Source organism: Streptomyces sp. BBFR51, from assembly GCF_044591655.1.
Taxonomy (GTDB): Bacteria; Actinomycetota; Actinomycetes; order Streptomycetales; family Streptomycetaceae; genus Streptomyces.
The window spans coordinates 7,590,653-7,611,374 of record NZ_CP172448.1 but is presented as its reverse complement, the minus strand read 5'-3'; the positions used below and the strand labels follow the sequence as shown (position 1 = coordinate 7,611,374).

The 20,722-nt window shown below is 73.7% G+C and carries 18 protein-coding genes and 1 riboswitch; of the genes, 6 read left to right on the top strand and 12 right to left on the bottom strand.

Annotation, left to right across the window (positions count from 1 at the left end; translation table 11 throughout):
- Positions 1–91: 91 nt before the first annotated feature.
- Positions 92–2,311: an NADP-dependent isocitrate dehydrogenase gene (locus ACGH7X_RS34550; RefSeq protein ID WP_399893011.1), complete on the top strand. Its 2,220-nt coding sequence runs from the start codon at positions 92–94 to the stop codon at positions 2,309–2,311.
- 66 nt (positions 2,312–2,377) lie between these two features.
- On the opposite strand, the gene ACGH7X_RS34545 is transcribed toward ACGH7X_RS34550, so the two are convergent.
- Positions 2,378–2,719: a DUF5713 family protein gene (locus ACGH7X_RS34545; RefSeq protein WP_399893008.1), complete on the bottom strand. Its 342-nt coding sequence runs from the start codon at positions 2,717–2,719 to the stop codon at positions 2,378–2,380.
- A gap of 104 nt (positions 2,720–2,823) precedes the next feature.
- Here ACGH7X_RS34545 and ACGH7X_RS34540 point away from each other — a divergent pair, with 104 nt between their 5' ends.
- Both ACGH7X_RS34540 and ACGH7X_RS34535 read left to right on the top strand, forming a co-directional pair.
- On the top strand, positions 2,824–3,621 hold the full coding sequence (locus ACGH7X_RS34540; RefSeq protein WP_399893006.1) for an N-formylglutamate amidohydrolase: 798 nt from the start codon (positions 2,824–2,826) through the stop codon (positions 3,619–3,621).
- Between the two features lie 70 nt (positions 3,622–3,691).
- The gene (locus ACGH7X_RS34535; RefSeq protein ID WP_399893003.1) at positions 3,692–4,915 is read left to right on the top strand and encodes a cytochrome P450; all 1,224 of its coding nucleotides are present in this window, start codon (positions 3,692–3,694) and stop codon (positions 4,913–4,915) included.
- A gap of 47 nt (positions 4,916–4,962) precedes the next feature.
- On the opposite strand, the gene ACGH7X_RS34530 is transcribed toward ACGH7X_RS34535, so the two are convergent.
- The 3 genes from ACGH7X_RS34530 to ACGH7X_RS34520 form a co-directional block, all read right to left on the bottom strand.
- Positions 4,963–5,484, bottom strand: a complete 522-nt coding sequence (locus ACGH7X_RS34530) for a hypothetical protein (protein ID WP_399893000.1) — start codon at positions 5,482–5,484, stop codon at positions 4,963–4,965.
- Complete coding sequence (locus tag ACGH7X_RS34525; RefSeq protein ID WP_308401181.1) at positions 5,481–6,056, bottom strand: sigma-70 family RNA polymerase sigma factor; 576 nt, start codon at positions 6,054–6,056, stop codon at positions 5,481–5,483. The genes ACGH7X_RS34530 and ACGH7X_RS34525 overlap by 4 nt, the downstream gene beginning before the upstream one ends.
- A gap of 71 nt (positions 6,057–6,127) precedes the next feature.
- The gene (locus tag ACGH7X_RS34520) at positions 6,128–7,561 is read right to left on the bottom strand and encodes a S8/S53 family peptidase (protein ID WP_399892997.1); all 1,434 of its coding nucleotides are present in this window, start codon (positions 7,559–7,561) and stop codon (positions 6,128–6,130) included.
- A gap of 198 nt (positions 7,562–7,759) precedes the next feature.
- Here ACGH7X_RS34520 and ACGH7X_RS34515 point away from each other — a divergent pair, with 198 nt between their 5' ends.
- Positions 7,760–10,474 carry a CHAT domain-containing protein gene (locus ACGH7X_RS34515; protein ID WP_399897549.1) on the top strand — a complete coding sequence of 905 codons (2,715 nt, stop codon included), beginning with the start codon at positions 7,760–7,762 and terminating at the stop codon, positions 10,472–10,474.
- 230 nt (positions 10,475–10,704) lie between these two features.
- On the opposite strand, the gene ACGH7X_RS34510 is transcribed toward ACGH7X_RS34515, so the two are convergent.
- Positions 10,705–12,522, bottom strand: coding sequence for a LuxR C-terminal-related transcriptional regulator (locus tag ACGH7X_RS34510; protein WP_399892994.1), 1,818 nt, complete (start codon positions 12,520–12,522; stop codon positions 10,705–10,707).
- 72 nt (positions 12,523–12,594) lie between these two features.
- Between ACGH7X_RS34510 and ACGH7X_RS34505 the strand changes: the two genes are divergently transcribed.
- Positions 12,595–13,674 (top strand): hypothetical protein, encoded by a 1,080-nt coding sequence (locus tag ACGH7X_RS34505; protein ID WP_399892991.1) that lies wholly within the window; start codon positions 12,595–12,597, stop codon positions 13,672–13,674.
- 142 nt (positions 13,675–13,816) lie between these two features.
- Here ACGH7X_RS34505 and ACGH7X_RS34500 read toward each other — a convergent pair whose 3' ends face one another.
- From ACGH7X_RS34500 to ACGH7X_RS34470, 7 genes are all read right to left on the bottom strand, one after another.
- Positions 13,817–15,193: an NtaA/DmoA family FMN-dependent monooxygenase gene (locus ACGH7X_RS34500; protein WP_399892989.1), complete on the bottom strand. Its 1,377-nt coding sequence runs from the start codon at positions 15,191–15,193 to the stop codon at positions 13,817–13,819.
- Positions 15,194–15,213: 20 nt separating this feature from the next.
- Entirely contained in the window at positions 15,214–16,413 is a 1,200-nt protein-coding gene (locus ACGH7X_RS34495) for an LLM class flavin-dependent oxidoreductase (RefSeq protein WP_399892986.1), read from the bottom strand.
- 104 nt (positions 16,414–16,517) lie between these two features.
- Positions 16,518–17,282, bottom strand: a complete 765-nt coding sequence (locus ACGH7X_RS34490) for a GNAT family N-acetyltransferase (protein ID WP_399892983.1) — start codon at positions 17,280–17,282, stop codon at positions 16,518–16,520.
- A gap of 170 nt (positions 17,283–17,452) precedes the next feature.
- Positions 17,453–17,602 (bottom strand): hypothetical protein, encoded by a 150-nt coding sequence (locus ACGH7X_RS34485; RefSeq protein ID WP_399892980.1) that lies wholly within the window; start codon positions 17,600–17,602, stop codon positions 17,453–17,455.
- Between the two features lie 30 nt (positions 17,603–17,632).
- Positions 17,633–17,759, bottom strand: a riboswitch (SAM riboswitch).
- Between the two features lie 53 nt (positions 17,760–17,812).
- Positions 17,813–18,487 (bottom strand): glutathione S-transferase C-terminal domain-containing protein, encoded by a 675-nt coding sequence (locus tag ACGH7X_RS34480; RefSeq protein ID WP_399892978.1) that lies wholly within the window; start codon positions 18,485–18,487, stop codon positions 17,813–17,815.
- 120 nt (positions 18,488–18,607) lie between these two features.
- Complete coding sequence (locus ACGH7X_RS34475) at positions 18,608–18,730, bottom strand: putative leader peptide (RefSeq protein ID WP_399892975.1); 123 nt, start codon at positions 18,728–18,730, stop codon at positions 18,608–18,610.
- A 96-nt stretch (positions 18,731–18,826) separates the two neighbouring features.
- Complete coding sequence (locus ACGH7X_RS34470) at positions 18,827–19,918, bottom strand: enoyl-CoA hydratase/isomerase family protein (RefSeq protein WP_399892972.1); 1,092 nt, start codon at positions 19,916–19,918, stop codon at positions 18,827–18,829.
- A 330-nt stretch (positions 19,919–20,248) separates the two neighbouring features.
- On the opposite strand from ACGH7X_RS34470, the gene ACGH7X_RS34465 reads away from it, so the two are divergent.
- On the top strand, positions 20,249–20,722 hold the full coding sequence (locus ACGH7X_RS34465; protein ID WP_399892969.1) for a hypothetical protein: 474 nt from the start codon (positions 20,249–20,251) through the stop codon (positions 20,720–20,722).

Sequence of the window (20,722 nt, the reverse complement as noted above, 5' to 3'; positions counted from 1 at the left end):
TCCGGAATCTCCGCGCCACCCCTGTCGAGCCGAGGCCGGTCACGAGATATCTTGATGTCGAGCAATGTTGCAGACGTGGAGCGGAGCACCGGTGACTGACTCGACCATCATCTATACACACACTGACGAGGCCCCGGCCCTGGCGACGTATTCGTTCCTGCCGGTGATCCGGGCGTACGCCTCGCAGGCGGGTGTCGCGGTCGAGACCCGCGACATCTCGCTGGCCGGCCGCATCATCGCCCTGTTCCCGGAGTACCTGACCGAGGACCAGCGCATCCCGGACGCCCTGGCGGAGCTCGGCGAGCTGGCCAGGACCCCCGCGGCGAACATCATCAAGCTGCCGAACATCTCGGCGTCCATCCCGCAGCTCAAGGCCGCGATCGCCGAGCTGCAGGGCCAGGGCTACGCGCTGCCGGCCTACCCGGACGACCCCAGGACCGACGAGGAGCGCGACGTCCGCGCCCGCTACGACAAGGTCAAGGGCTCCGCGGTCAACCCGGTCCTGCGCGAGGGCAACTCCGACCGCCGCGCCCCGGCCTCGGTGAAGAACTACGCCAAGAACCACCCGCACCGCATGGGCGCCTGGACCGGTGAGTCCAAGACCAACGTCGCGACCATGGACGACAACGACTTCCGCTCCACCGAGAAGTCCGCGGTGATCGCCGAGGACGGCACGCTGCGGATCGAGCTGGTCGGCGACGACGGCACCACCACGGTGCTGCGCGAGTCCGTCCCCGTGAAGAAGGACGAGGTCGTCGACGCCTCCGTGCTGCGCGTCGCCGCACTGCGCGAGTTCCTCACGGCACAGATCGCCCGCGCCAAGTCCGAGGGCATCCTGTACTCCGTGCACCTGAAGGCCACGATGATGAAGGTCTCCGACCCGATCATCTTCGGCCACGTGGTCCGCGCCTTCTTCCCGAAGACCTTCGCGCAGTACGGCGAGGCGCTCGCCAAGGCCGGTCTCACCCCGAACGACGGCCTGGGTGGCATCTACAAGGGCCTGGAGTCCCTGCCCGAGGGCGCCGAGATCAAGGCCTCCTTCGACGCCGAGCTCGCCGAGGGCCCGGAGCTGGCGATGGTCGACTCCGACAAGGGCATCAGCAACCTGCACGTGCCCTCCGACGTCATCATCGACGCCTCCATGCCGGCCATGATCCGCACCTCCGGCCACATGTGGGGCGCGGACGGCGGCGAGCACGACGCCCTCGCCGTGATCCCGGACTCCTCCTACGCCGGTGTGTACCAGGCCGTCATCGAGGACTGCCGCGCCAACGGCGCCTACGACCCGTCCACCATGGGCTCGGTCGCGAACGTCGGCCTCATGGCGCAGAAGGCCGAGGAGTACGGCAGCCACGACAAGACCTTCGAGATCCCCACCACGGGCACGGTCCGCCTGGTCGACGCCGACGGCAACGCCGTGCTGGAGCAGACGGTCTCCGCCGGAGACATCTTCCGCGCCTGCCAGACCAAGGACGCCCCCATCCGCGACTGGGTGAAGCTGGCCGTCACCCGCGCCCGCGCCACCGGCGACCCGGCGGTCTTCTGGCTGGACGAGGGCCGCGCCCACGACGCCAACCTGATCGCCAAGGTGAAGGCGTACCTGGCGGAGCACGACACCGAGGGCCTGGACATCCGGATCCTCAACCCGGTGGAGGCGACCAAGCTGTCGGTGGAGCGCATCCGCCGCGGCGAGAACACCATCTCGGTGACCGGCAACGTGCTGCGCGACTACCTGACCGACCTGTTCCCGATCCTGGAGCTGGGCACCAGCGCCAAGATGCTGTCGGTCGTCCCGCTGATGGCGGGCGGCGGTCTGTTCGAGACCGGCGCCGGCGGCTCCGCGCCCAAGCACGTGCAGCAGCTGGTCAAGGAGAACTACCTGCGCTGGGACTCCCTCGGCGAGTTCTTCGCCCTGGTGCCGTCCCTGGAGCAGTACGCCGAGGCCACCGGCAACACCCGCGCCAAGGTCCTCGCCGACACCCTGGACCGCGCCACGGCGACCTTCCTCAACGAGGACAAGTCGCCGACCCGTCGCGTCGGCGGCATCGACAACCGCGGCAGCCACTTCTTCCTGTCCCTGTACTGGGCGCAGGAGCTGGCCAAGCAGACCGACGACGCGGACCTGGCCAAGGCCTTCGCCCCGCTCGCCGAGACGCTCACCGCGAGCGAGCAGCGCATCGTCGACGAGCTGAACGCCGTACAGGGCCAGGCGGCCGAGATCGGCGGCTACTACCAGCCCGACCCGGCCAAGGCCGCCGAGGTCATGCGCCCGTCGGCCACCTGGAACGAGGCGCTGGCGTCCCTCGCCTGATCCTCCCCCGGCCAGCAGGCACCCGGCACCCCGTCTCCGTCCCCGCGGAGGCGGGGTGCCGCCTCTTCACCACTCCCGGGGCGCGATCAGCTCTTCCGGGTCCGCGTCCGGGAAGCCGTAGGCCTGGGCGACGAACCAGAAGTCCTCGCCGATCTCCTCCCGGGCCGTGGTCTCGAGCTCGCTGCCCGCCGCCTCGAAGGCGGCCTCCAGCTCGTTGAACTCGCCGGTCGCCGCGTGAGTCAGCGCGTAGAGCGCCGCCAGGTCGGCCGGCCGGTCCGTCTCCACCCGCTCGCACAGCCGGAGCAGGATGTCGCGGCCCCGGTCCACCACGTGGTCGGGGAAGTACCCGTCCTCGTACAGACCCCGCAGAAACGGATGTGCGGTCACCCGCTGATTGGTGATCGGCATGACGCCCCCCTGTCCTCGCTTTCCGGCACCGGCAACGGCAACGGCACCGGCACCGGCACCACGATCCTGCCGCACCCCACTGACAACGCCCTCGGAGCCTCCCCATGACCGACGTCCCGACCGCCTTCGAGCTGCTCCCCGGGGCCGCGCGGTCCCCGGTGATCCTGCACGTGCCGCACTCCTCCCGCGTGATCCCGGCCGACGTCCGTCCCGGCATCGTCCTGTCCGACGCGGAGCTGGAGCGGGAGCTGGACCACATGACCGACTCGCACACGGCCGAGATCGCCGAGGCGGCGGCCCGCCTGGCCGGTGTCGTGCCCTGGCGGTTCGTGAACCGGGCGTCGCGGCTGGTCGTCGACCCGGAGCGGTTCCCCGACGAGCGGGAGGAGATGACGGCCGTCGGGATGGGCGCCGTGTACACGCGGACGTCGCACCGCGAGGTGCTGCGGTCCGGCGACACGGACCCGGAGCCGCTGGTCGAGCGGTACTTCCGGCCGTACGCGCGAGCGATGACCGAGGCGGTCGCGGACCGGCTCGCGGCCACCGGCCGGGCCGTGATCGTCGACGTGCACTCCTACCCCACCGAGCCGCTCCCCTACGAGCTGCACGGCGCGGGTCCGCGCCCGCCCGTCTGCCTGGGCACCGACGCGTTCCACACGCCGTCCGAACTGCTCACCGCCGCGCGGGAGGCGTTCGCCCCGTGCGGGGAGACGGGCCTGGACAGCCCGTTCGGCGGAACGTACGTACCGCTCGACTTCTACGGGAAGCGGAGCGAGGTCGGCGCCCTGATGGTGGAGATCCGCCGCGACACCTACATGACCGAACCGGGCGGTCCGGCCGGGCCTGGGCTGGCCCGCCTCGCCGGGTCACTGGCCGCGCTCGTCGACGCCGTGTCCGGCTGACCCGCCGCCCGCCCACCGGCTGGAGCACTCCCGCGCGACAGCCGGGCGGGTGCGCCGCGAGGGTGGGGGAATGACGCAGGAGACCACCACCCTCACCGGCCAGTCCCCGCCCCCGGTACGGGACTGGCCCGCCCTCGACCTGGACGGCCCGGAGTTCGACCCGGTCCTCGCCGATCTGATGCGCGAGGGGCCGCTGACCCGCGTCCGGCTGCCGCACGGCGAGGGCTGGGCCTGGCTGGCCACGCGGTACGACGACGTGAAGGCGATCACGAACGATCCGCGCTTCGGACGGGCCGAGGTGACGAAGCGTCAGATCACGCGCCTCGCCCCGCACTTCAAGCCCCGTCCCGGTTCACTCGCGTTCGCCGACCAGCCCGACCACAACCGGCTGCGGCGCGCGGTCGCGGGCGCGTTCACCGTGGGCGCGACGAAGGGGCTGCGGCCCCGGGCGCAGCTGATCCTCGACGGTCTGGTGGACGGGATCGTTCAGGAGGGACCGCCGGCGGACCTGGTCGAGCGGGTCCTGGAGCCCTTCCCGATCGCCGTCGTCAGCGAGGTGATGGGTGTGCCGGCCGCCGACCGGGAGCGCGTGCACTCCTGGACCCGGCAGATCATCTCCACCTCCGGCGGCGCCGAGGCCGCCGAGCGGGCCAAACAGGGCCTGTACGGGTGGATCACCGAGACCGTCCGCGCGCGGGCCGGCAGCAGCGGCGACGCCGTGTACTCGATGCTCGGCGCCGCCGTGGGCCGCGGCGAGGTCGGCGAGACGGAGGCCGTCGGGCTCGCGGGGCCGCTGCAGATCGGCGGGGAGGCCGTCACGCACAACGTCGGCCAGATGCTGTACCTGCTGCTCACCCGCCCCGAGCTGATGTCCCGGATGCGGGAGCGCCCCGAGGAGCGGGGTGTCGCGCTGGACGAGTTGCTGCGCTGGATCTCGCACCGCACCTCGGTGGGTCTGGCCCGCATCGCCCTGGAGGACGTCGAGGTGCGCGGGGTGCGCATCGCCGCGGGTGACCCCGTGTACGTCTCCTACCTGGCCGCCAACCGCGACGCGGACGTCTTCCCCGACCCGGACCGGATCGACCTCGACCGCGCTCCCAACCCGCACCTGGCCTTCGGCAACGGGCACCACTTCTGCACGGGTGCCGTGCTCGCCCGGATGCAGACCGAACTCCTTGTCGACACCCTGCTGGAGCGGCTGCCCGACCTGCGGCTCGCGGTCCCCGCCGACCAGGTGGCCTGGCGGCGCAAGACCATGATCCGGGGCCCGCGCACCCTGCCCTGCGCCTGGTAGCGGGCGCACTCGGGGAGGCTCAGCAGGCTCAGCAGGCTCAGGCACGTTCAGGCGCGCAGCCACTCCGTCACGACCACCTCCCGGCCGGTCCGCAGCCGCAGCGCGAACGGGCCGGTGGGCGGGGCCTCGCCGGTGAACCGGCCCATGTCGTCCGCCGTCAGCCGCGCGTGCGACCGCGGGCCGCTCAGCACCTCGATGCCGGCCGGCCCCGGCGGCAGCAGCTGGCCGATCAGTCCGTCCGCGGTCACCTCGACGTCCACGGTCACCCCGTCCGCGCGGAAGGTCAGCATCCGCGGCGGGTCGCTCTCTCCCCTGACCGGGATGCCGTCGACCAGCGAGTCGAAGGTCAGCTCGGCGACCCGGGCGTCCAGGTCGTGCAGCGCGAAGGCGTCGACGGCGATCCGCCGCAGCTCGGCCGGGACCGGGTCCAGGATAGCGGCGGCCTGCCGCAGCTCCTCCTCCAGGAGCCCGGTCGCGAGTTCGTCGTCCGTGAACGTCCCCTCGGACCGGTCGCCGGTCCGTTCGTCGGTCCGTTCGTCGTCATCGAAGTCGTCGTTCAGATCGCTCATATCGTCCCCCGTGCCTCCAGCCGGGCGCGCAGCCTGCGCAGACAGCGCTGGCGCATCGGCCCGATGCTGCCCACCGCGATACCCAGCGCGGCGGACACCTCCTGATAACTGGGCGGTGGCGAGGAGATCAGCACCCGCAGCAACTGGCGGCACCGCTCGCCCAGTTCCTCGAACTCCTGCCACAGCAGCCGGACGCGCTCGGTCTGCGCGGCGGCCTCCTCGGAGTCGAGCACCGACTCCTCCGGCGTACGGTCCTCGCTCGGCCGGTCGAGCAGCTGCGGATCGTCGGTCGGCGTCCACCGCTTGGAGGCCTTGAGCAGCTTCAGGCACTCGTGCCGTGCCGTGCTGGCAAGCCAGGACCCGGTCTTCTCCGGTTCGCGGATCCGCCCCAGGTGCTGGGCGAACCGGAACCAGGCGGTCTGGTAGACCTCGTGCGCGTCGGCGTCGGAAAGTCCGTGCGACCGTACGACGGACCACACCAGCGGGCCGAGCCCGTCCACCAGCGACTTCCAGGCCGCCGCGTCCCCGTCGGCGGCCGACTGGACGAGCGCCCCGACATCTGCACGGTCCACGGTCCCACCCCTCGTGTACGACACGTCATCGTACGCCGTGGAGGGGGTGGTTCCGACCGCCGTCAGGCAGCTCACGACCCGCCGGCCGAGGGGTCGAGGGGGACCGGACGCCAGGTGGGCGGCAGCAGCGCCGGCACGTGCGCCCCGCGCACCTCCGCGTACTCGGTGTTGGCCGCGAGCAGCTGCGCGCGGGCAGCGCGCGGGTCGGTCTCCTCGTGCGCCGTCATGTGGGAGGCGACCAGCCCCGCGACCACGGGGGTGGCGAAGGAGGTGCCGCTCCACTGGGCGTGCCCCTCGAACATCACCTGGTCCGGCTTGGCGGGCGCCTCGCCCGGCTCGCTCAGCACCCCGTTGTGCCGCGGGTGCTGGCAGGTGCAGGGGTAGGCGAACCCGAACCGGCAGGCGTCGTAGGTGGAGTGCTGGTAGACGTACGGCACGGGCGTCCCGAAGCCGGTCAGGGCGCTGGTGAGCCGCTCGCCGGGGGCGTACGCCTTGACCCAGCCGCCGTGGTTGCTGAAGCAGGCGCCGAACTCGCCGTCGGAGCGCAGGGCGCCGACCGACAGGACCGAGTTCTCCCAGCCGGGCAGGTCGGCGTAGGCGGCGGGCCAGAAGGGCGTGGCACTGGCGTTGTTGCCGGCCGCGGCGACCAGCAGGGTGCGCTGGTCGCGGAGTTCCTCCATGAAGGCGTGGACGCCGAGCAGCCCGTCGGTGCGGCCGTTGGAGGTGCCCGCGGAGAGGCTGAGGACCTCGGGCCAGCCGTCGCGGTCGACGGCCTCGAAGAGTTTCTCGCCCAGCTCCGACTCCAGGATGGCACCGGCGTCGTTGAGCGTGTTGAGCACCGTCACGTCGGTGTTGGGGGCGACGGCGGCGACGAGCCCGGCGATGAAGGTGCCGTGGCCGACGTACTGGCACAGGACGCCGTCGTCGTCGCACTCCCTGATCTGGGCGTCGCCGTCGGTGTGGGTCAGCAGCGGGTAGGACCGGTAGTCGTGCATGAGGCCGGTGTCGATGACGAGGACGCCGACGGCGGTCCCGGCGTCGTACGGCGTCGCGGCGGCGGCCGGGTTGGGCGGCTCGCTCACCGGGACGGGCACGGGCTCGTCGCCGGGGCAGGCGTTGACGGCGATCGAGACGACGTGGTTGCGGCTGATCATCCTGCGGCCCGCGCGTCCCTCCATCGTCCTCAGGGAGCGCAGGGCGTGGGCGACGGTGGGGTCGCCGCCGCGGTCGCCCTCGCCGGGGTCGCCGACCTGGATGCGGGTGATGCCGGTGCGGTTGGTCTCGGGGCTCGCCCGGCGTACGTGGTCCGGGGTCAGTTCGGCCGTCGCGGTGAAGTGCTCGCGCACGGTGTCCTCGACGAGGCGGGCCTCCTCGCCGTCGCGGGCGAGGACGACGCCCTTCTCGTAGAAGAACTCGGCGGAGTCGTCCGGCCCCATCACCAGCGCAACGTCCGGCATCGAGCGCTGGATCTGGTCGAACTGCTCGCGGAATCGCTGTGGTGCCATGGCATGTCCTCCACTGAGGCGGCGGCGGTGACTACGGTCGTGCTGCGGGGCGGTTCGGGCCACGGTCGCGGCCGCGGTCGTCAATCAGAGTCCCAGGGTGGCTGATTGATACAGACTCGAACCTGTGTGGCATGGTTGCGGAGCACTACCATCCGTGGGGTGACAGCGGGAAACGACTCGGTTCTCGAACTCCTGCCGATGGTGTTCGCCGCCCCGGGCGAGGCGCTGACGCGGGCGGAGGAGCTGCTCGGCGCCGATCCCTCGCCGCTGCACGCCTCGATCGCCCACCAGGTCATCGGCATCTGGCAGCGGGACTTCGGCGACACCCGGCGGGCCCTCGCCCATCTGCGGCGCGCCCGCGATCTGGCCGCCCGCGCGGACTCGGCCGAGCGGGAGGCGGACGTACTGGCCACGCTCGGGGTCGCGTTGGTGCATTCCGGGCGCACCCGGGAGGGTCTGGCGGCGTTCGAGCGGGGCGTGGCGCGCGGCACCGGCCACACCCGGGCGCGGGTGCTGTTCCGGCGGGCGTACGTGTGGTGGGTGCTGGGCCGGCACGGCGAGGCGCTGGAGGACGTACGGCGGGCGATCCCGGTGCTGCGGCAGGCGGAGGACGTGATCTGGACGGCGCGGGCGCTGACGCTGCGGGCGACCGTGCATCTGGCGCTCGGTTCGGTGGAGCGGGCGGACGCCGACTTCACGGCCGCGGAGGCGCTGTGGGACACCACCGGCCAGGAGCACGACAAGGCCGACGCGGTGGAGAGCCGGGGGCTCGCCGCGTTCCGCTCGGGTGACGTGCCGGCGGCGCTGCGGCTGCTGGACGAGGCGGAGGAGCGGTACGCGAAGCTGGGCACGCCGACGTTCATGCTCACCATCCGGCGGTGCGAGGTCCTGATGGCGGCGGGGCTGGCCACGGAGGCGCTGACCGAGGCGGACGGGGCGATCGCCGCGCTGGACGGGATCGGCGGACAGTCCACCCGCAAGGCGGAGTTGCTGCTGGTCGCCGCGCGGGCGGCCCGGCTCGCGGACGATCCGCGCACGGCGCTCGCCCGCGCGGCACTCGCGGTACGGCTGTTCGCCGCCCAGCGGCGCACCTGGTACGAGACACACGCCCGGCTGGTGCTGATCGAGGCGCGGGTCGCGACGGGGCGCGGGTCGGGCCGGCTGGTCGCGGACGCGGCGGCGGTGGCGGAGCGGCTGGCGGCCTTCGGGGCACCGGCCGCGCCGGAGGCTTCGCTGCTCGCGGGCCGGATCGCGCTGGGTCTCGGCTGGACGGCAGACGCGGAGCGGCATCTGGCGGTCGCCGCGCGCAGCCGCCACAACGGGCCGCCGCTCGCGCGGATGACGGGCTGGGCGGCGCAGGCGCTGCGGGCGCGGGCGGCCGGGTCGGCGCGGGGCGTGCTGGAGGCCTGCCGGCGCGGTCTCGACGTCCTCGACGACCACCGGATGACGCTGGGCGCCTCGGAGCTGCGGGCCCGGGCGACCGCGCAGGGCGCGGAGCTGGCGGCGCTGGCGCAGCGGGCGAGCCTGGTCTCGGGCGGTCCGCGGCGGCTGCTGGTGTGGAGCGAGCGCTGGCGGGCGACGGTGCTGTCGGCGCCGCCGACCCGGCCGCCGGCCGATCCGGTGCTGCTGAGCGCCATGACGGCGTTCCGGGAACTCGCCGCCCGCGCGGAGGAGGCCCGCACCGACGGCGGCCGGCCCGTCCCCGCCCTGGAGCGCGAACAGCGTCGCCTGGAACGGGAGATCCGCTCCCGCACCCTGCACATGCGGGGCGAGGCTCCCGGCGACGGCGACCGGTTCGACGTGGGGCGTCTGCTGCGGCGGCTGGGTGACGACGTACGGCTGGTGGAGCTGGCGGTGCTCGACGGGCGCGTGCACGTACTGCTGTGCGGGCAGGGACGGGTACGGCGGTTCGAGGCGGGCCTGCTGGCCGAGGCGGAGGTGGAGGCCGAGCACGTACAGGCCGGTCTGCGGCGGCTGGCCCATCCCGGGGCGGAGGCGCGGCTGCCGCTGGTGGAGGCGGCGGGCGCCCGTCTTCAGCGGCTGCTGCTCGGGCCCGCCGCGGCACACCTCGGCACCGGTCCGGTCGTGGTGGTCCCGCCGGGCCGGCTGCACCGGGTGCCGTGGGCCCTGCTGCCCGCTTTGCGCGAACGGGTCCTGAGCGTGTCGCCGTCGGCGAGCAGCTGGCTGCGCGCGAAGGACACCGCTCCCCCGCCCGGCGGCCGTCAGGTCCTGGTGCGCGGCCCCGGTCTGGCCAGCGAGGGCGCCGAGGTGCCCGAACTCTCCGACCGGTACGCCGGGCAGTGGTCGGCGGGCGGCGACGAGGCGTGGATGCCGTCGTCCGGTGGACCGACCGGGGCCCGTGGGGCGCTCGCACGGGACGGACGGGAGCGCGAGGCTCACGGGGTGTCGGCCGGGCCTGGCGACGGCACCACGCCCGGCGGGCCCCTAGTGCTGGAGGGGGACGAGGCGCGGGTGCCGCGGGTGTTGCGGGAGTTGGACGGGGCCGCGTTGGCGCACATCGCGGCGCACGGGACCTTCCGCGCGGACAGCCCCCTGTTCTCGTCGCTGCGGATGGCGGACGGGCCGCTGATCGTGCACGACTTCGAGCGGCTGGACCGCAGCCCGTACCGGATCATCCTGCCCTGCTGCGACACCGCCCGCTTCGCGTCGGTCGGCGCCGACGAGCTGCTCGGGCTGGTCACCGCGCTGCTGCCGCTGGGCACGGCAGGGGTGGTGGCGTGCACCGCGCCGGTCAACGACGCGGCGGTGGTGCCCCTGATGCTCGCGCTGCACAAGGGGCTGGACGCCGGTCTGTCCCTGGCGGAGGCGCTGCGCGACGCGCGGGCCGCCCTGCCGAGCGACGCGGTGCACCAGGCCACGGGGTGGGCCTTCTCCGCGTTCGGGGCGGCCTGAGGGGGCGGCGGCGCAGGCAGGTTGGGGCGGAGGCTCAGGCCGGGTTCCGGTTCGGGCCCAGGCCGGCTGGGGCTCGGGCGCCACCGGCTGGGGCTCGGGCACCTGCTCGGGCTCGGGTCGGCTGGGCTGGGCCCAGGCCGGTCGGCGCGCGGGCGCAGGCCGGTTGGGGCCCGCGCGCCACCGGCTGGGGCTCGGGCACCCGCTCGGGCTCCGGTCGGCTCGGCCCGGGCTCAGGCCGGTTGGGGTTCGGGTAGTTCCATCAGCCAGGGCAGGGCGCCGCGGTCGCCTGCGCCGAGGCGGGTGTAGGCGCCGTAGAGGTGGTTGCCGACTGTGCGGATGGAGAGGGTGAGTCGCTCCGCGATCTGCCGGTTGCTCAGACCCGCGGCGGCGAGCGTGACGATCTGCCGCTGGCGGGCGGTGAGTTCGCCGAGCGCCAGGCCGGACAGGGCGGGGGTGCGGGCGCCCTGGCAGCGCCGGGCGAGGGCGGCGGCGCGGGTACGGGCGTTGCGGGCGGCGTGCGGGTCGCGGTGGGCGCGTACCGCCTGGGCGTGCGCCTCGGCCGCGAAGAGGAGGAATCCGCGCCGCTCGAGCTCCTCGGCCGCCCGGTCGAGCGCCGGTCCGTCGCCGCGCGCGAGGGCGTCGGCGTGGGCGGCGAAGACGCCGGTCAGCCTCCCGGCCGCCCGTTCGGGCGCGCCGAGCCGGACGGCGTCGTACGGGTCACCCTCCGCGGCGAGCCGGACGGCCGCGTCGAGGTCGCCGCGCGCGGCGGCGGACCAGGCGGGGGCCGCCCCCTCGTTCTCGTTCGGCGCGTCGCCCGACTGCGCTACGGCCGAGGCCAGTTCGGCCAGGCAGGACGGGTCGTCGGGCCGGGTCCGCAGGCCCTCGCGCGCCCAGGCCGCGGCTTCGCCCAGGCGGCCGCGCAGCAGCGCGAACCGGGCCCGCAGCGCCGCGTACGGCGCCGGCAGCGGGGCTCCCTCGGCCGCCAGCCACTCCCCCACGGGCGTCTGGGTCGCCCGTACGTCGGCCTGCTCGATGCGCAGCGCGAGGTCCGCCCGCTCCGCCTCCAGGGCGGGGCCGCACTGTTGTGGGGTGCGGGCCAGGCGCCGGGCTCGCAGCCGGCCCGCGGCGGCGCGCAGGACCGGACCGTGCAGGGGGTGTGCGAGGCGGGTGGCGCCGTGGTCGTCGACGGTGACCAGGCCCTCGGCCTCCAGTTGCTCCAGGGTCCCCACGTCGAGGGTGTCCAGGTCGAGGGGCATGGGCTCGGCGAAGGCGAGGCGCTCGAGCGTCTCCCGCTCCCCGGGGCGGGTGCGGCCCAGGACGTGGGCGGTGCGCTCGCGTACCGTCGCGGTGAGGGGTACCGGTCCCCGCCACGTCCGGCGGTCGGTGCCCGGCACCGGCACGAGCAGCTCCTCCTCGCGTACGGCGGTCAGCAGTTCGCGCAGCAGCCGCAGGTCGCCCCGGCACAGGCGGTGCAGCCGGTCGACGGTGAGCGGCTCCAGGCCGGTGCCCGCGCCCTCCGTGAGGAGTTCGGCGGTCTCCTCGTGGGGCAGCGGCTCAAGGGCCAGGCGCGGCAGCAGTTCCCCGGACCACAGCCGGGACACGGCGCCCGGTACGGGGACGCCGTCGGTGGCGACGACCAGGAGCCGGGTGCGGCCGTGCACGGCGAGCTGGTGCACGAGGGCTGCGGAGGCGCCGTCGAGCAGGTGCGCGTCGTCGACCAGCAGCAGCCGTACCCCGGACAGGAGTTGCACCGCACGGTGCAGGGTGACGGTCTCGGGCAGCAGGTGGGCGAACGCGGCGAAGGGGATGTCCCGGCTCTCGGGCGTCCCGGCGGCCCTGGCGCAGTCCGTGCCGCGTACGGCCTGGGTCACGAGCCTGGTCTTGCCCGAACCGGCCGGGCCCGTCACCACGAGGCCGGGCCGCCCGGCGGTCACGGACCGGCGCACCAGCTCCAGTTCGTCCGCCCGGCCGGTGAACGGCCAGGGCGTCTCCAGCGTCTTCGCGTCCCACCAAGAAGTCGTCACGGCAACATGAGTCGGCGTACTCATCCCTGATACAGGGTGACTTGAGTACCCCTCGACTCAGGCGCCGGGACCTGCCCGGACGGCACGCTGGGGGCCATGACCGCACGCTACTGCTCGCTCGCGCAGCAGCCTGCCCCCGTGCTCGCACCGGGGCTGGCCGCCGAGCGCGTCGCCGCGCTCGTCGGCGGGCAGCGGATGTGGGTCAACGGAACCGTTCTGCACTACTGCTTCCTCGGCGGCGACACCGACACCTCCGTGGTGCCGATGCCGGGCACCGGGCGGCCGCGCCGGGGTTCGTGGGTGGGGACCGACGAGCAGCGGGACGTGGTGCGCGACTGCTTCCGGGAGTGGCGGGACCTCGGCATCGGGCTCGAACTCACCGAGGTCCGCGACCGCTCGGAGGCGGAACTTCGCATCGGCTTCCAGCCCGGCGACGGGTCCTGGTCGGCGGTGGGCAAGGACGCGCTCCGGGTGGGTCTGAACGACCGTACGATGAACTTCGGGTGGGACCTGACCGCACCGGGTGAGCGCGCGACGGCCCTGCACCAGATCGGGCACGCGCTCGGCATGCTGCACGAGCACCAGAGCCCGTTCGCCGGCATCCTCTGGGACGACGAGGCCGTCTACGCCGAACTGGCGGGCCCGCCGAACCACTGGAGCCGGGAGCGGACCTTCCACAACATCCTGCGCAAGCTCGACAGCGACGAGGTCAACGGCCCGGTCTGGGATCCGCAGTCGATCATGGAGTATCCCTTCCCTTCGGGGCTGATACTGGAGCCCGAGCACTACCGCTCCGGTCTGCACCCGCCCGGTACCCTCTCCGCCGCCGACAAGGAGTTCGCCCTGCGCTGGTACCCGCCCACCGGCCGGCCGGGTCCGCTGGTGCCGTTCCGCTCGGTGCCGCTGGGTCTGGGACCCGGCGAGCAGGCCGACTTCCGCGTGGACCCGCCGGAGACCCGCGAGTACACCGTGGGCACCTTCGGTGACAGCGACGCCGTCGTCGTCATCTTCGAGGAGCGGGACGGTGTCCCGCGCTACCTCGCCGGACACGACGACGGGGCAAGCCCCCGCAACGCCTCGATCAGGGCCCGTTTCGTCAAGGGCCGCCGCTATGTCGTCCGGGTGCGTCTGTACTCCTCGTGGGGTGCGGGCGAGACGGCGGTCATGTGCTGGTGACCGCGCGGCTCACAGACGCCCGGGTGCCGTGGCCACAGTCCGGCGCCGGGGGCCGGCCGCTATACGCCACCTTCGGGGGAGGGTGACGTATAGCGGCACACGCCGTGTCCGCCGCGAGGGGGCGGCGGGCACGGCGACTTCTTCACGACGCCTCCCGGTGGTTGACGCGCTCCGCGTCGGGGTGGGCCAGGCCGAGGTGGTCGCGCAGGGTGGTGCCCTCGTAGTCGGCGCGGAAGACGCCCTGTTCCTGGAGGATCGGGACGACCGTGTCGGCGAACTCGTCCAGGCCGGTGGGGGTGATGTGCGGGACGAGGATGAAGCCGTCGGCGGCGTCGGCCTGGACGAAGTCGTTGATGGTGCGGGCGACGGTGGCCGGGGTGCCGACGAAGGTCTGGCGGTTGCCGGTGTGGATGACGAGGTCGCGGATGGACCAGTTGTTGGCCGCCGCCAGTTCGCGCCATTCGCGGGCGGTGGCCAGCGGGTCCCGGTACGTCCGCACCTGGGCCCGGCCGCGGGCCATGTGCTCCTCGCTCACGACCGGGTCGACGTCGGGCAGCGGGCCCTCCGGGTCGTAGGAGGACAGGTCCCGGTTCCAGACGAACTCCAGGTGCTTGAGGGCGGTGGCCCCGCTGACCTGCTGCCGTCGGACCTCGCGGGCGCGTTCCTCGGCGTCGGCGTCGGTGTCGCCGAGTACGAAGGTCGCGGCGGGCAGGATCAGCAACTGGTCGGCGGCGCGGCCGTACTTGGCCAGGCGCCGCTTGACGTCCCGGTGGAAGTCCTGTCCCTCTTTGAGGGTGGCGTACCGGCTGAAGACGGCGTCCGCCTCGGCGGCGGCGAACTCGCGGCCCTCCTCGGAGTCCCCGGCCTGGAAGATCACCGGGCGGCCCTGCGGGGAGCGCGGGACGTCGAAGCGGCCGTGGATGTCGAAGTGCTGCCCCTGGTGCACGAAGGCGCCGGCCTTGGCGTCGCCGAGGAAGGTTCCGGTGTCCGGGTCGGCGACGATCTCGTCGCCGCGCCAGGAGTCGAAGAGTTCGTTCGCCGTGGTGAGGAACTCGCGGGCGCGGGAGTAGCGCTCGTCCTGCGGCAGGAAGCCGCCGCGCCGGAAGTTCTCGCCGGTGAAGGCGTCCCAGGAGGTGACGACGTTCCAGGCGGAGCGCCCGCCGGAGAGGTGGTCGAGGCCGGCGAACTGGCGGGCGACCTCGTAGGGCTCGTTGAAGGTGGAGTTGATGGTGCCGGTCAGGCCGAGGCGGTCGGTGACGGCGGCCAGCGCGGCGAGGACGGTGAAGGTGTCGGGGCGGCCGACGACGTCGAGGTCGTAGATCTTCCCGCCCTGTTCGCGCAGGCGCAGGCCTTCGGCGAGGAACATGAAGTCGAACTTGGCGCGTTCGGCGGTCCGCGCGAAGTGGGCGAAGGAGCTGAACTCGATGTGGCTGCCGGCGCGGGGGTCGCTCCACACCGTGGTGTTGTTGACGCCGGGGAAGTGCGCGGCCAGGTGGATCTGCTTCAGCGGCTCGGTCATGGCTTGGTGTCCCTTCCGGCTCAGGCGGCGTAGCGGTTGACGGGGCGGGACAGCCCGAGCAGTCCGCGCAGGGTGTCCGCCTCGTAGGCGCGGCGGAAGGCTCCGCGGCGCTGGAGTTCGGGGACCAGGCCGCGGGTGATCGCCGGGAGGTCGTCGCCGTGGACGGCGGGCCGCAGCCGGAAGCCGGTCAGCCCGACCGACGCGAACTCCTGGAGCAGGTCCGCGAGTTGCGCGGGGCTGCCGGTGAAGATCCGGGCGTCGCTGGTGTACGGCTGTCCGGCACGCTCGTCGAGACGGTCCCTGCGGGCGGCGGCGCGGGCCGGGTCGTCGTCCAGGAAGACCACCAGGTCGGCGAAGACGTGCAGCGGCTCCGCGGCGCGTCCGGCGCGCTCCTGCTCGGCGCGGATCTCGGCGACGATCGCCCGTGCCTGGCCGGCGTCGTGCGGGGTGACGTAGCCGACGTCCGCCTGCCGGGCCACGAGCCGGTACGGCACGGTCGCGTGGGCGAGCGCGGTCACCGGTGGCTGGCCCTGCGGCGGGCGGGGCGTGATGGAGGGGCCCTTGACGCTGAAGCGCGGTCCCTGGAAGTCGATGTAGTGCAGCTTGTCCCGGTCGACGAAGCGGCCGGTGGCCGCGTCCCGGATCTCCGCGTCGTCCTCCCAGCTGTCCCAGAGCCGGCGGACGACCTCGACGTGGTCGGCGGCCTCGTCGAACAGTTCGGTGACCGCCTCCCGGGAGGCGGGGCTCTCGTAGTCGTCGATGTGCGGGGCGGTGCGACGGCCGAAGTGGGCGGCCTCGTCGGGGCGGGCGGAGATCTTCACGCGCAGTCCGGCGCGGCCGGTGCTGACGTAGTCGAGGGTGGCGATCGCCTTGGAGACGTGGAACGGCTCGGTGTGGGTGGCGATCACGGTCGGCACCAGTCCGATGTGCCGGGTCAGGGGTGCGACGCGGGCGGCGATCAGTACGGCGTCCAGCCGGCCGCGGACCTGGTCGGTGCGCTCGTCGGGGGCGAGGAGGAGGGAGGACTGCGGGCCGAGGCCGTCCTCGATGGTCACGAGGTCGAGCAGGCCGTGCTCGGCCTCGGCGACGAGGTCGGCCCAGTAACCGGCGGTGAACAGCTCCCGGGGGCGGGCCGAGGGCTCGCGCCAGGAGGCGGGGTGCCAGCCGGTGCCGTCGAGGGCGACGGCGAGGTGCAGTGGTTCGGAAGGAGTGGTGGACACGGATGGGTGCCTTCCTGGTGGTCCGTCCTGGTGGTCGTACGAAGCGCCGGCCTCGCGTGGGACGGCGCGCGGTGGTGCGGGGGGTCTGGGCCGTCCGCCGCCCGTCACGGCGTCGCCGTCACGGGGGCCGTGGCGGGGGCGGCGGGGGTGGCGGGGGTGCGTACTTCGAGGAAGCAGGTGTGGCGGCGCAGGGTGAAGCCGAGGGACTCGTAGAGCCGGATGGCTCCGGTGTTGCTCGCGGCCGCGTGCAGGAACGGGGTGTCGCCCCGCTCCCGGATGCCCGCGGCGACGGCACGGACCAGGCGGGCGGCCAGGCCCCGGCCGCGGTGCTCCGGGTCGGTGCACACGGCGCTGATCTCCGTCCAGCCGGGCAGTCTCAGCCGCTCGCCGGCCAGGGCGATCAGCCGGCCCCGGTGCCGGATGCCGAGGTAGGTGCCGAGCAGCACCGTCCTGGGCAGGAAGGGGCCGGGCCGGGTGCGGGCGACCAGATCGAGGATCTCGGGCACGTCGGCCGGTCCGAGCCGTACCGCGTCCGGGTCGGGCTCGGCACGCAGCGCGGTGTCGACGAGCTGCACGCCCGGCACGCCGCCGGAGGTCCGCCAGCCCTCGGGGACCCGGTGCCCGCCGGGCAGCGCGACGGCGGTGTCCGGGCCGACGAGCCGGTGCAGGTCGGCCCAGGCGGCCGGGTCCGCGGGGTCGGCGAGGGCGGTGAAGACGGCCACGTCCAAGGGGTAGCGGGCGGCCCGGCCCACGCGTTCGGCGAAGTGGGCGTGGGGCCCGGTCAGGGCGGCCCAGACGGCGTTGTCGAGCGGATGCGGGCCGGGGGCGATCCGGGACGCGTCCGCGCGGAGGCCGGTCGGGTGGTTCACGGGCGCGGAGTCCTTTCGTACGGCGAAACGACCGGCGGCGCGATGCGGTGACAGGGCGTCATGCATTGTCCGGGCCGCTACGGCGGGACGGCAGGGCGGTGGGACCGCTCCCCGGCGCGGGGGCGGTGTTCGTCGTGGCCGGGCGCCCGCCGCGGGGCTGAACGGGCTGTTCAGTACTGGCAGCGGGCGCGGCCGGAGCCGGTACACAGTGCGCTGCTGACGCGGAGCAGGTCGACGGCGCGGTCGGCGACGAGCGGGCTGGGGTACGGGCGTACGCGGCCCTGGGCGCGGCGCCGGGCCGTCCTGGGAGCTGTGCGCATGTCCGTCACCGTCACTGTCCGGCCCCTTGGGCCTCGCGCTTACCGAAGTGAGTCATGTCGAAGTGAGTCATCCGGTCCGGTCGTCACCTGGGGCACCCCACCGCGGAGCGAGGGTTGCCGGCCAGCGAGCCAGGGCTTGTCGCTGACACTCATGACCGTTCTTGGTCCGCAAGTAAGGCAGTTGACCCGGCGGGTGTCAACGCCGTTCCGTCAGCTGGGACGTTCCGCGAGGTGGCGGCCGAACGCCGGGTGGGCGGACAGGCGCCGCACGTGGGACCACAGGGCGGGGTGGCCGGCGGCGCGGCGCGGGGTGTCGCGCCGCACGAGGGCCACCCACACCTCGACGTCGGCCGCGGTCAGCCGGTCGCCCAGGAGGTAGGGATGCGCGGTCAGGCGCCGCTCCAGCGCGTCCAGCACGCCGGGCAGCGCCTGTGGATCGGCGGTCCGCGCGCACAGCTCCTCGACGGCAGCCGTCTCCCCCTCCGTGCCGCGCGGGTACAGCACCGGACCGGCCGCGGACGTGAAGGACCGGGCGAGGTCGCGCTTGATGTCGCGCGCGTGGGTGCTCACGATCCGGCCCGACCAGCCGTCGCTGAGGACCGGCGCGACGGCCGGGCCCCGGTAGTGGTGTGCGCTGGCCTCGTACAGCGGGCGCAGCACGGAGTGGCCGCCGTCGGCGCAGTCGGGTTCCCGGTCCAGGACGGTCACCGGACAGATCTGGTCCAGGCCGAGGAGGCTGTGCACGACGGCGATGCCCAGACAGTCGTCGTCGCCGGGTGACAGGTGGAGGCGGTAGCGGCGCGGTACGGCGTAGTGGCCGCTGCGCGGGTCGCGGCCGAGGCGCCCCCGGAAGGCGGGGGCGGGGGTGAGCGGCGTGACGGACATGGTTCTCCCCGGGTGCGGGCGCGTGGACGTACACGCGGCGGAGGTGGGCGGCGGACCGTGAGCGGGCGCGGTGCGGGCGGTGTCCGTACGGGGACCGCCGTCGGCCGGCGCCGAGCGGGTTCAGCGCGGGGAGCCGATCGCGCTGCAGACGCGGAGGAGGTCAATGTGCCGGCGGGAGGTGAGCATGGGGGACGGCCCGGGCGTGCGGTGCTCGTCGCCGGTGACCTGGTCGAGGCGCCCCATGTTTCCCTACCTGTTCACTAGGATTCCTAGGGAAGTGTCGACCGGCGTCCGGGGCGCGTCAAGAGGGTGTCCGCCTCCTGGGAAACGCCACGCTGTTCAGCGGGCGGCCTGCGCGGCGGTGCCGGTCGCGGCGGAGAGCCCCAGCTCCCGCTCGCCGAGTGGGCGGAAGAACCGCTCGACGTCCTGGTCGGTGACGTCGGCGAGGTCGGCGGGCGACCAGCGCGGGGTGCGGTCCTTGTCGACGACCTGGGCGCGGATGCCCTCCACCAGGTCGGGGGTGGTGAGGGCCGCGCAGGAGACGCGGTACTCCTGGTCGAGGACGCGTTCCAGCGAGTCGAGCCGCCGGGCGCGGCGTACGGCGGCCAGGGTGACCTTCACCGCGGTGGGCGACTTGGCGAGCAGCGTCTCGGCGGCCTCCTTGGCGTCCGGTTCGCCGTGGTCGGTCAGCCGCCGGACGATCTCCTCCACCGTGTCGGCGGCGTAGCAGGCGTCGATCCAGGCCCGTCGCCCGGCCAGTTCGCCCCGTGGCGGCTGCTGCGCATGGCGCTCCAGCACCTCTCGCAGGGGCAGGCCGGCCAGGTCGTCGGCGAAACGTCCCAGGGAGGCGGACGGCACGTAGTGGTCGGCGAGACCGCACAGCAGGGCGTCGGCGGCGCCGACTGCCGTGCCCGTCAGCGCGAGGTGGGTGCCGAGTTCGCCGGGCGCGCGGGCGAGCAGATAGGTGCCGCCGACGTCCGGCACGAAGCCGATGCCGGTCTCCGGCATGGCGACCCGGGACCGCTCGGTGACGACGCGCACCCGGCCGTGCGCCGACAGACCGACGCCGCCGCCCATCACGATGCCGTCCATGACGGCGACGTACGGCTTGGGGTAGCGGGCGATGCGGGCGTTGAGGCGGTACTCGTCGCGCCAGAACGCGGCGGACGCGCTGCCGTCGCCGTCACGGGCGTCGTCGTGGATGGCGCGGATGTCACCGCCCGCGCACAGGCCGCGCTCCCCGGCGCCGGTGACGACGACGGTCTCGACGGCCGGATCGTGCTCCCACGCGGTGAGCGCCTCGTCGATGCGGCGGACCATCGCGTGGGTGAGGGCGTTGAGGGCCCTGGGCCGGTTGAGGGTGATGTGGGCCGCCCGTCCGGCCGTGTGCAGCAGCACGTCGGTGTGCTCGCCGGTGTTCACGTCGTTCACTACCCCTCGCTTCCGGGCGCAGGAAGTCGTCGCCGGTCCGGGCCGGCGGCGACTGCCCCACAGAAATGACCGAGGGCCCGTTTCGGATGGCTCCGAAACCGGCCCTGATCTGTGACTGTCTCCAGTCGGGACAACAGGACTTGAACCTGCGACCCCTTGACCCCCAGGAGTGCGGGCTACGGGGACTATTCGGCATCGCGCAGGTCGTTTGGTCCCCAACTGGTCCCCATGACGGCGCAGTCCAACAGCCAGCTTCGAGGGCCCTATCAGCGGCCGGCGTTACCGTGAGAGATCAGCCAGATCGGTCCGTGGCCTCGAAGGGCGGCAGGCGTGGGTGACATGGAGTGGCCGAAGGATCCACGGGCCTCCGAACAGGTTATCACCGGCCTACTCAGTTGCATGCATCCGCAGCTCCTGCGCGTCGATGGATCAGGTGGCGATGGCGGCAGAGACGCACAGCTCACAGGCCCTCACGGGGTCCACGTCTTCGAGACGAAATCCTTCACTGGCCGGATGGCAAAGGGGCGCCGGGAGAAGGTCGAGAAGTCCTTGGGTCGGGCAGCCCTGCTGAACCCCGTCAGTGGGGACGTCAGCGTGCCGATCGACCTCAACCCGACCGAGGAGAAGTGGTTCAGCAGCCTTCAGCAGCGGTTCTCGTTCCCTCTTTCGTGGCGCGGGGCCACCTGGATCAAGGCCCGGCTGGCCGAGCACCCGGCTGTCCGCCGGGTCTATTTCGCCGACCATCACGCGGAGCTGGGGGCACCTGCTTCAGGAGGTCGCCCGAAGTCACACCTCACCCATTGA

What these genes read in the sequence shown, in the direction of transcription:
- ACGH7X_RS34545 (WP_399893008.1), bottom strand. Translation starts at nt 2,719, where the DNA reads ATGCCGATCACCAATCAGCGGGTGACCGCACATCCGTTTCTGCGGGGT.
- ACGH7X_RS34540 (WP_399893006.1), top strand. Translation starts at nt 2,824, where the DNA reads ATGACCGACGTCCCGACCGCCTTCGAGCTGCTCCCCGGGGCCGCGCGG.
- ACGH7X_RS34535 (WP_399893003.1), top strand. Translation starts at nt 3,692, where the DNA reads ATGACGCAGGAGACCACCACCCTCACCGGCCAGTCCCCGCCCCCGGTA.
- ACGH7X_RS34530 (WP_399893000.1), bottom strand. Translation starts at nt 5,484, where the DNA reads ATGAGCGATCTGAACGACGACTTCGATGACGACGAACGGACCGACGAA.
- ACGH7X_RS34520 (WP_399892997.1), bottom strand. Translation starts at nt 7,561, where the DNA reads ATGGCACCACAGCGATTCCGCGAGCAGTTCGACCAGATCCAGCGCTCG.
- ACGH7X_RS34515 (WP_399897549.1), top strand. Translation starts at nt 7,760, where the DNA reads ATGGTGTTCGCCGCCCCGGGCGAGGCGCTGACGCGGGCGGAGGAGCTG.
- ACGH7X_RS34510 (WP_399892994.1), bottom strand. Translation starts at nt 12,522, where the DNA reads ATGAGTACGCCGACTCATGTTGCCGTGACGACTTCTTGGTGGGACGCG.
- ACGH7X_RS34505 (WP_399892991.1), top strand. Translation starts at nt 12,595, where the DNA reads ATGACCGCACGCTACTGCTCGCTCGCGCAGCAGCCTGCCCCCGTGCTC.
- ACGH7X_RS34500 (WP_399892989.1), bottom strand. Translation starts at nt 15,193, where the DNA reads ATGACCGAGCCGCTGAAGCAGATCCACCTGGCCGCGCACTTCCCCGGC.
- ACGH7X_RS34485 (WP_399892980.1), bottom strand. Translation starts at nt 17,602, where the DNA reads ATGCGCACAGCTCCCAGGACGGCCCGGCGCCGCGCCCAGGGCCGCGTA.
- ACGH7X_RS34480 (WP_399892978.1), bottom strand. Translation starts at nt 18,487, where the DNA reads ATGTCCGTCACGCCGCTCACCCCCGCCCCCGCCTTCCGGGGGCGCCTC.
- ACGH7X_RS34475 (WP_399892975.1), bottom strand. Translation starts at nt 18,730, where the DNA reads ATGGGGCGCCTCGACCAGGTCACCGGCGACGAGCACCGCACGCCCGGG.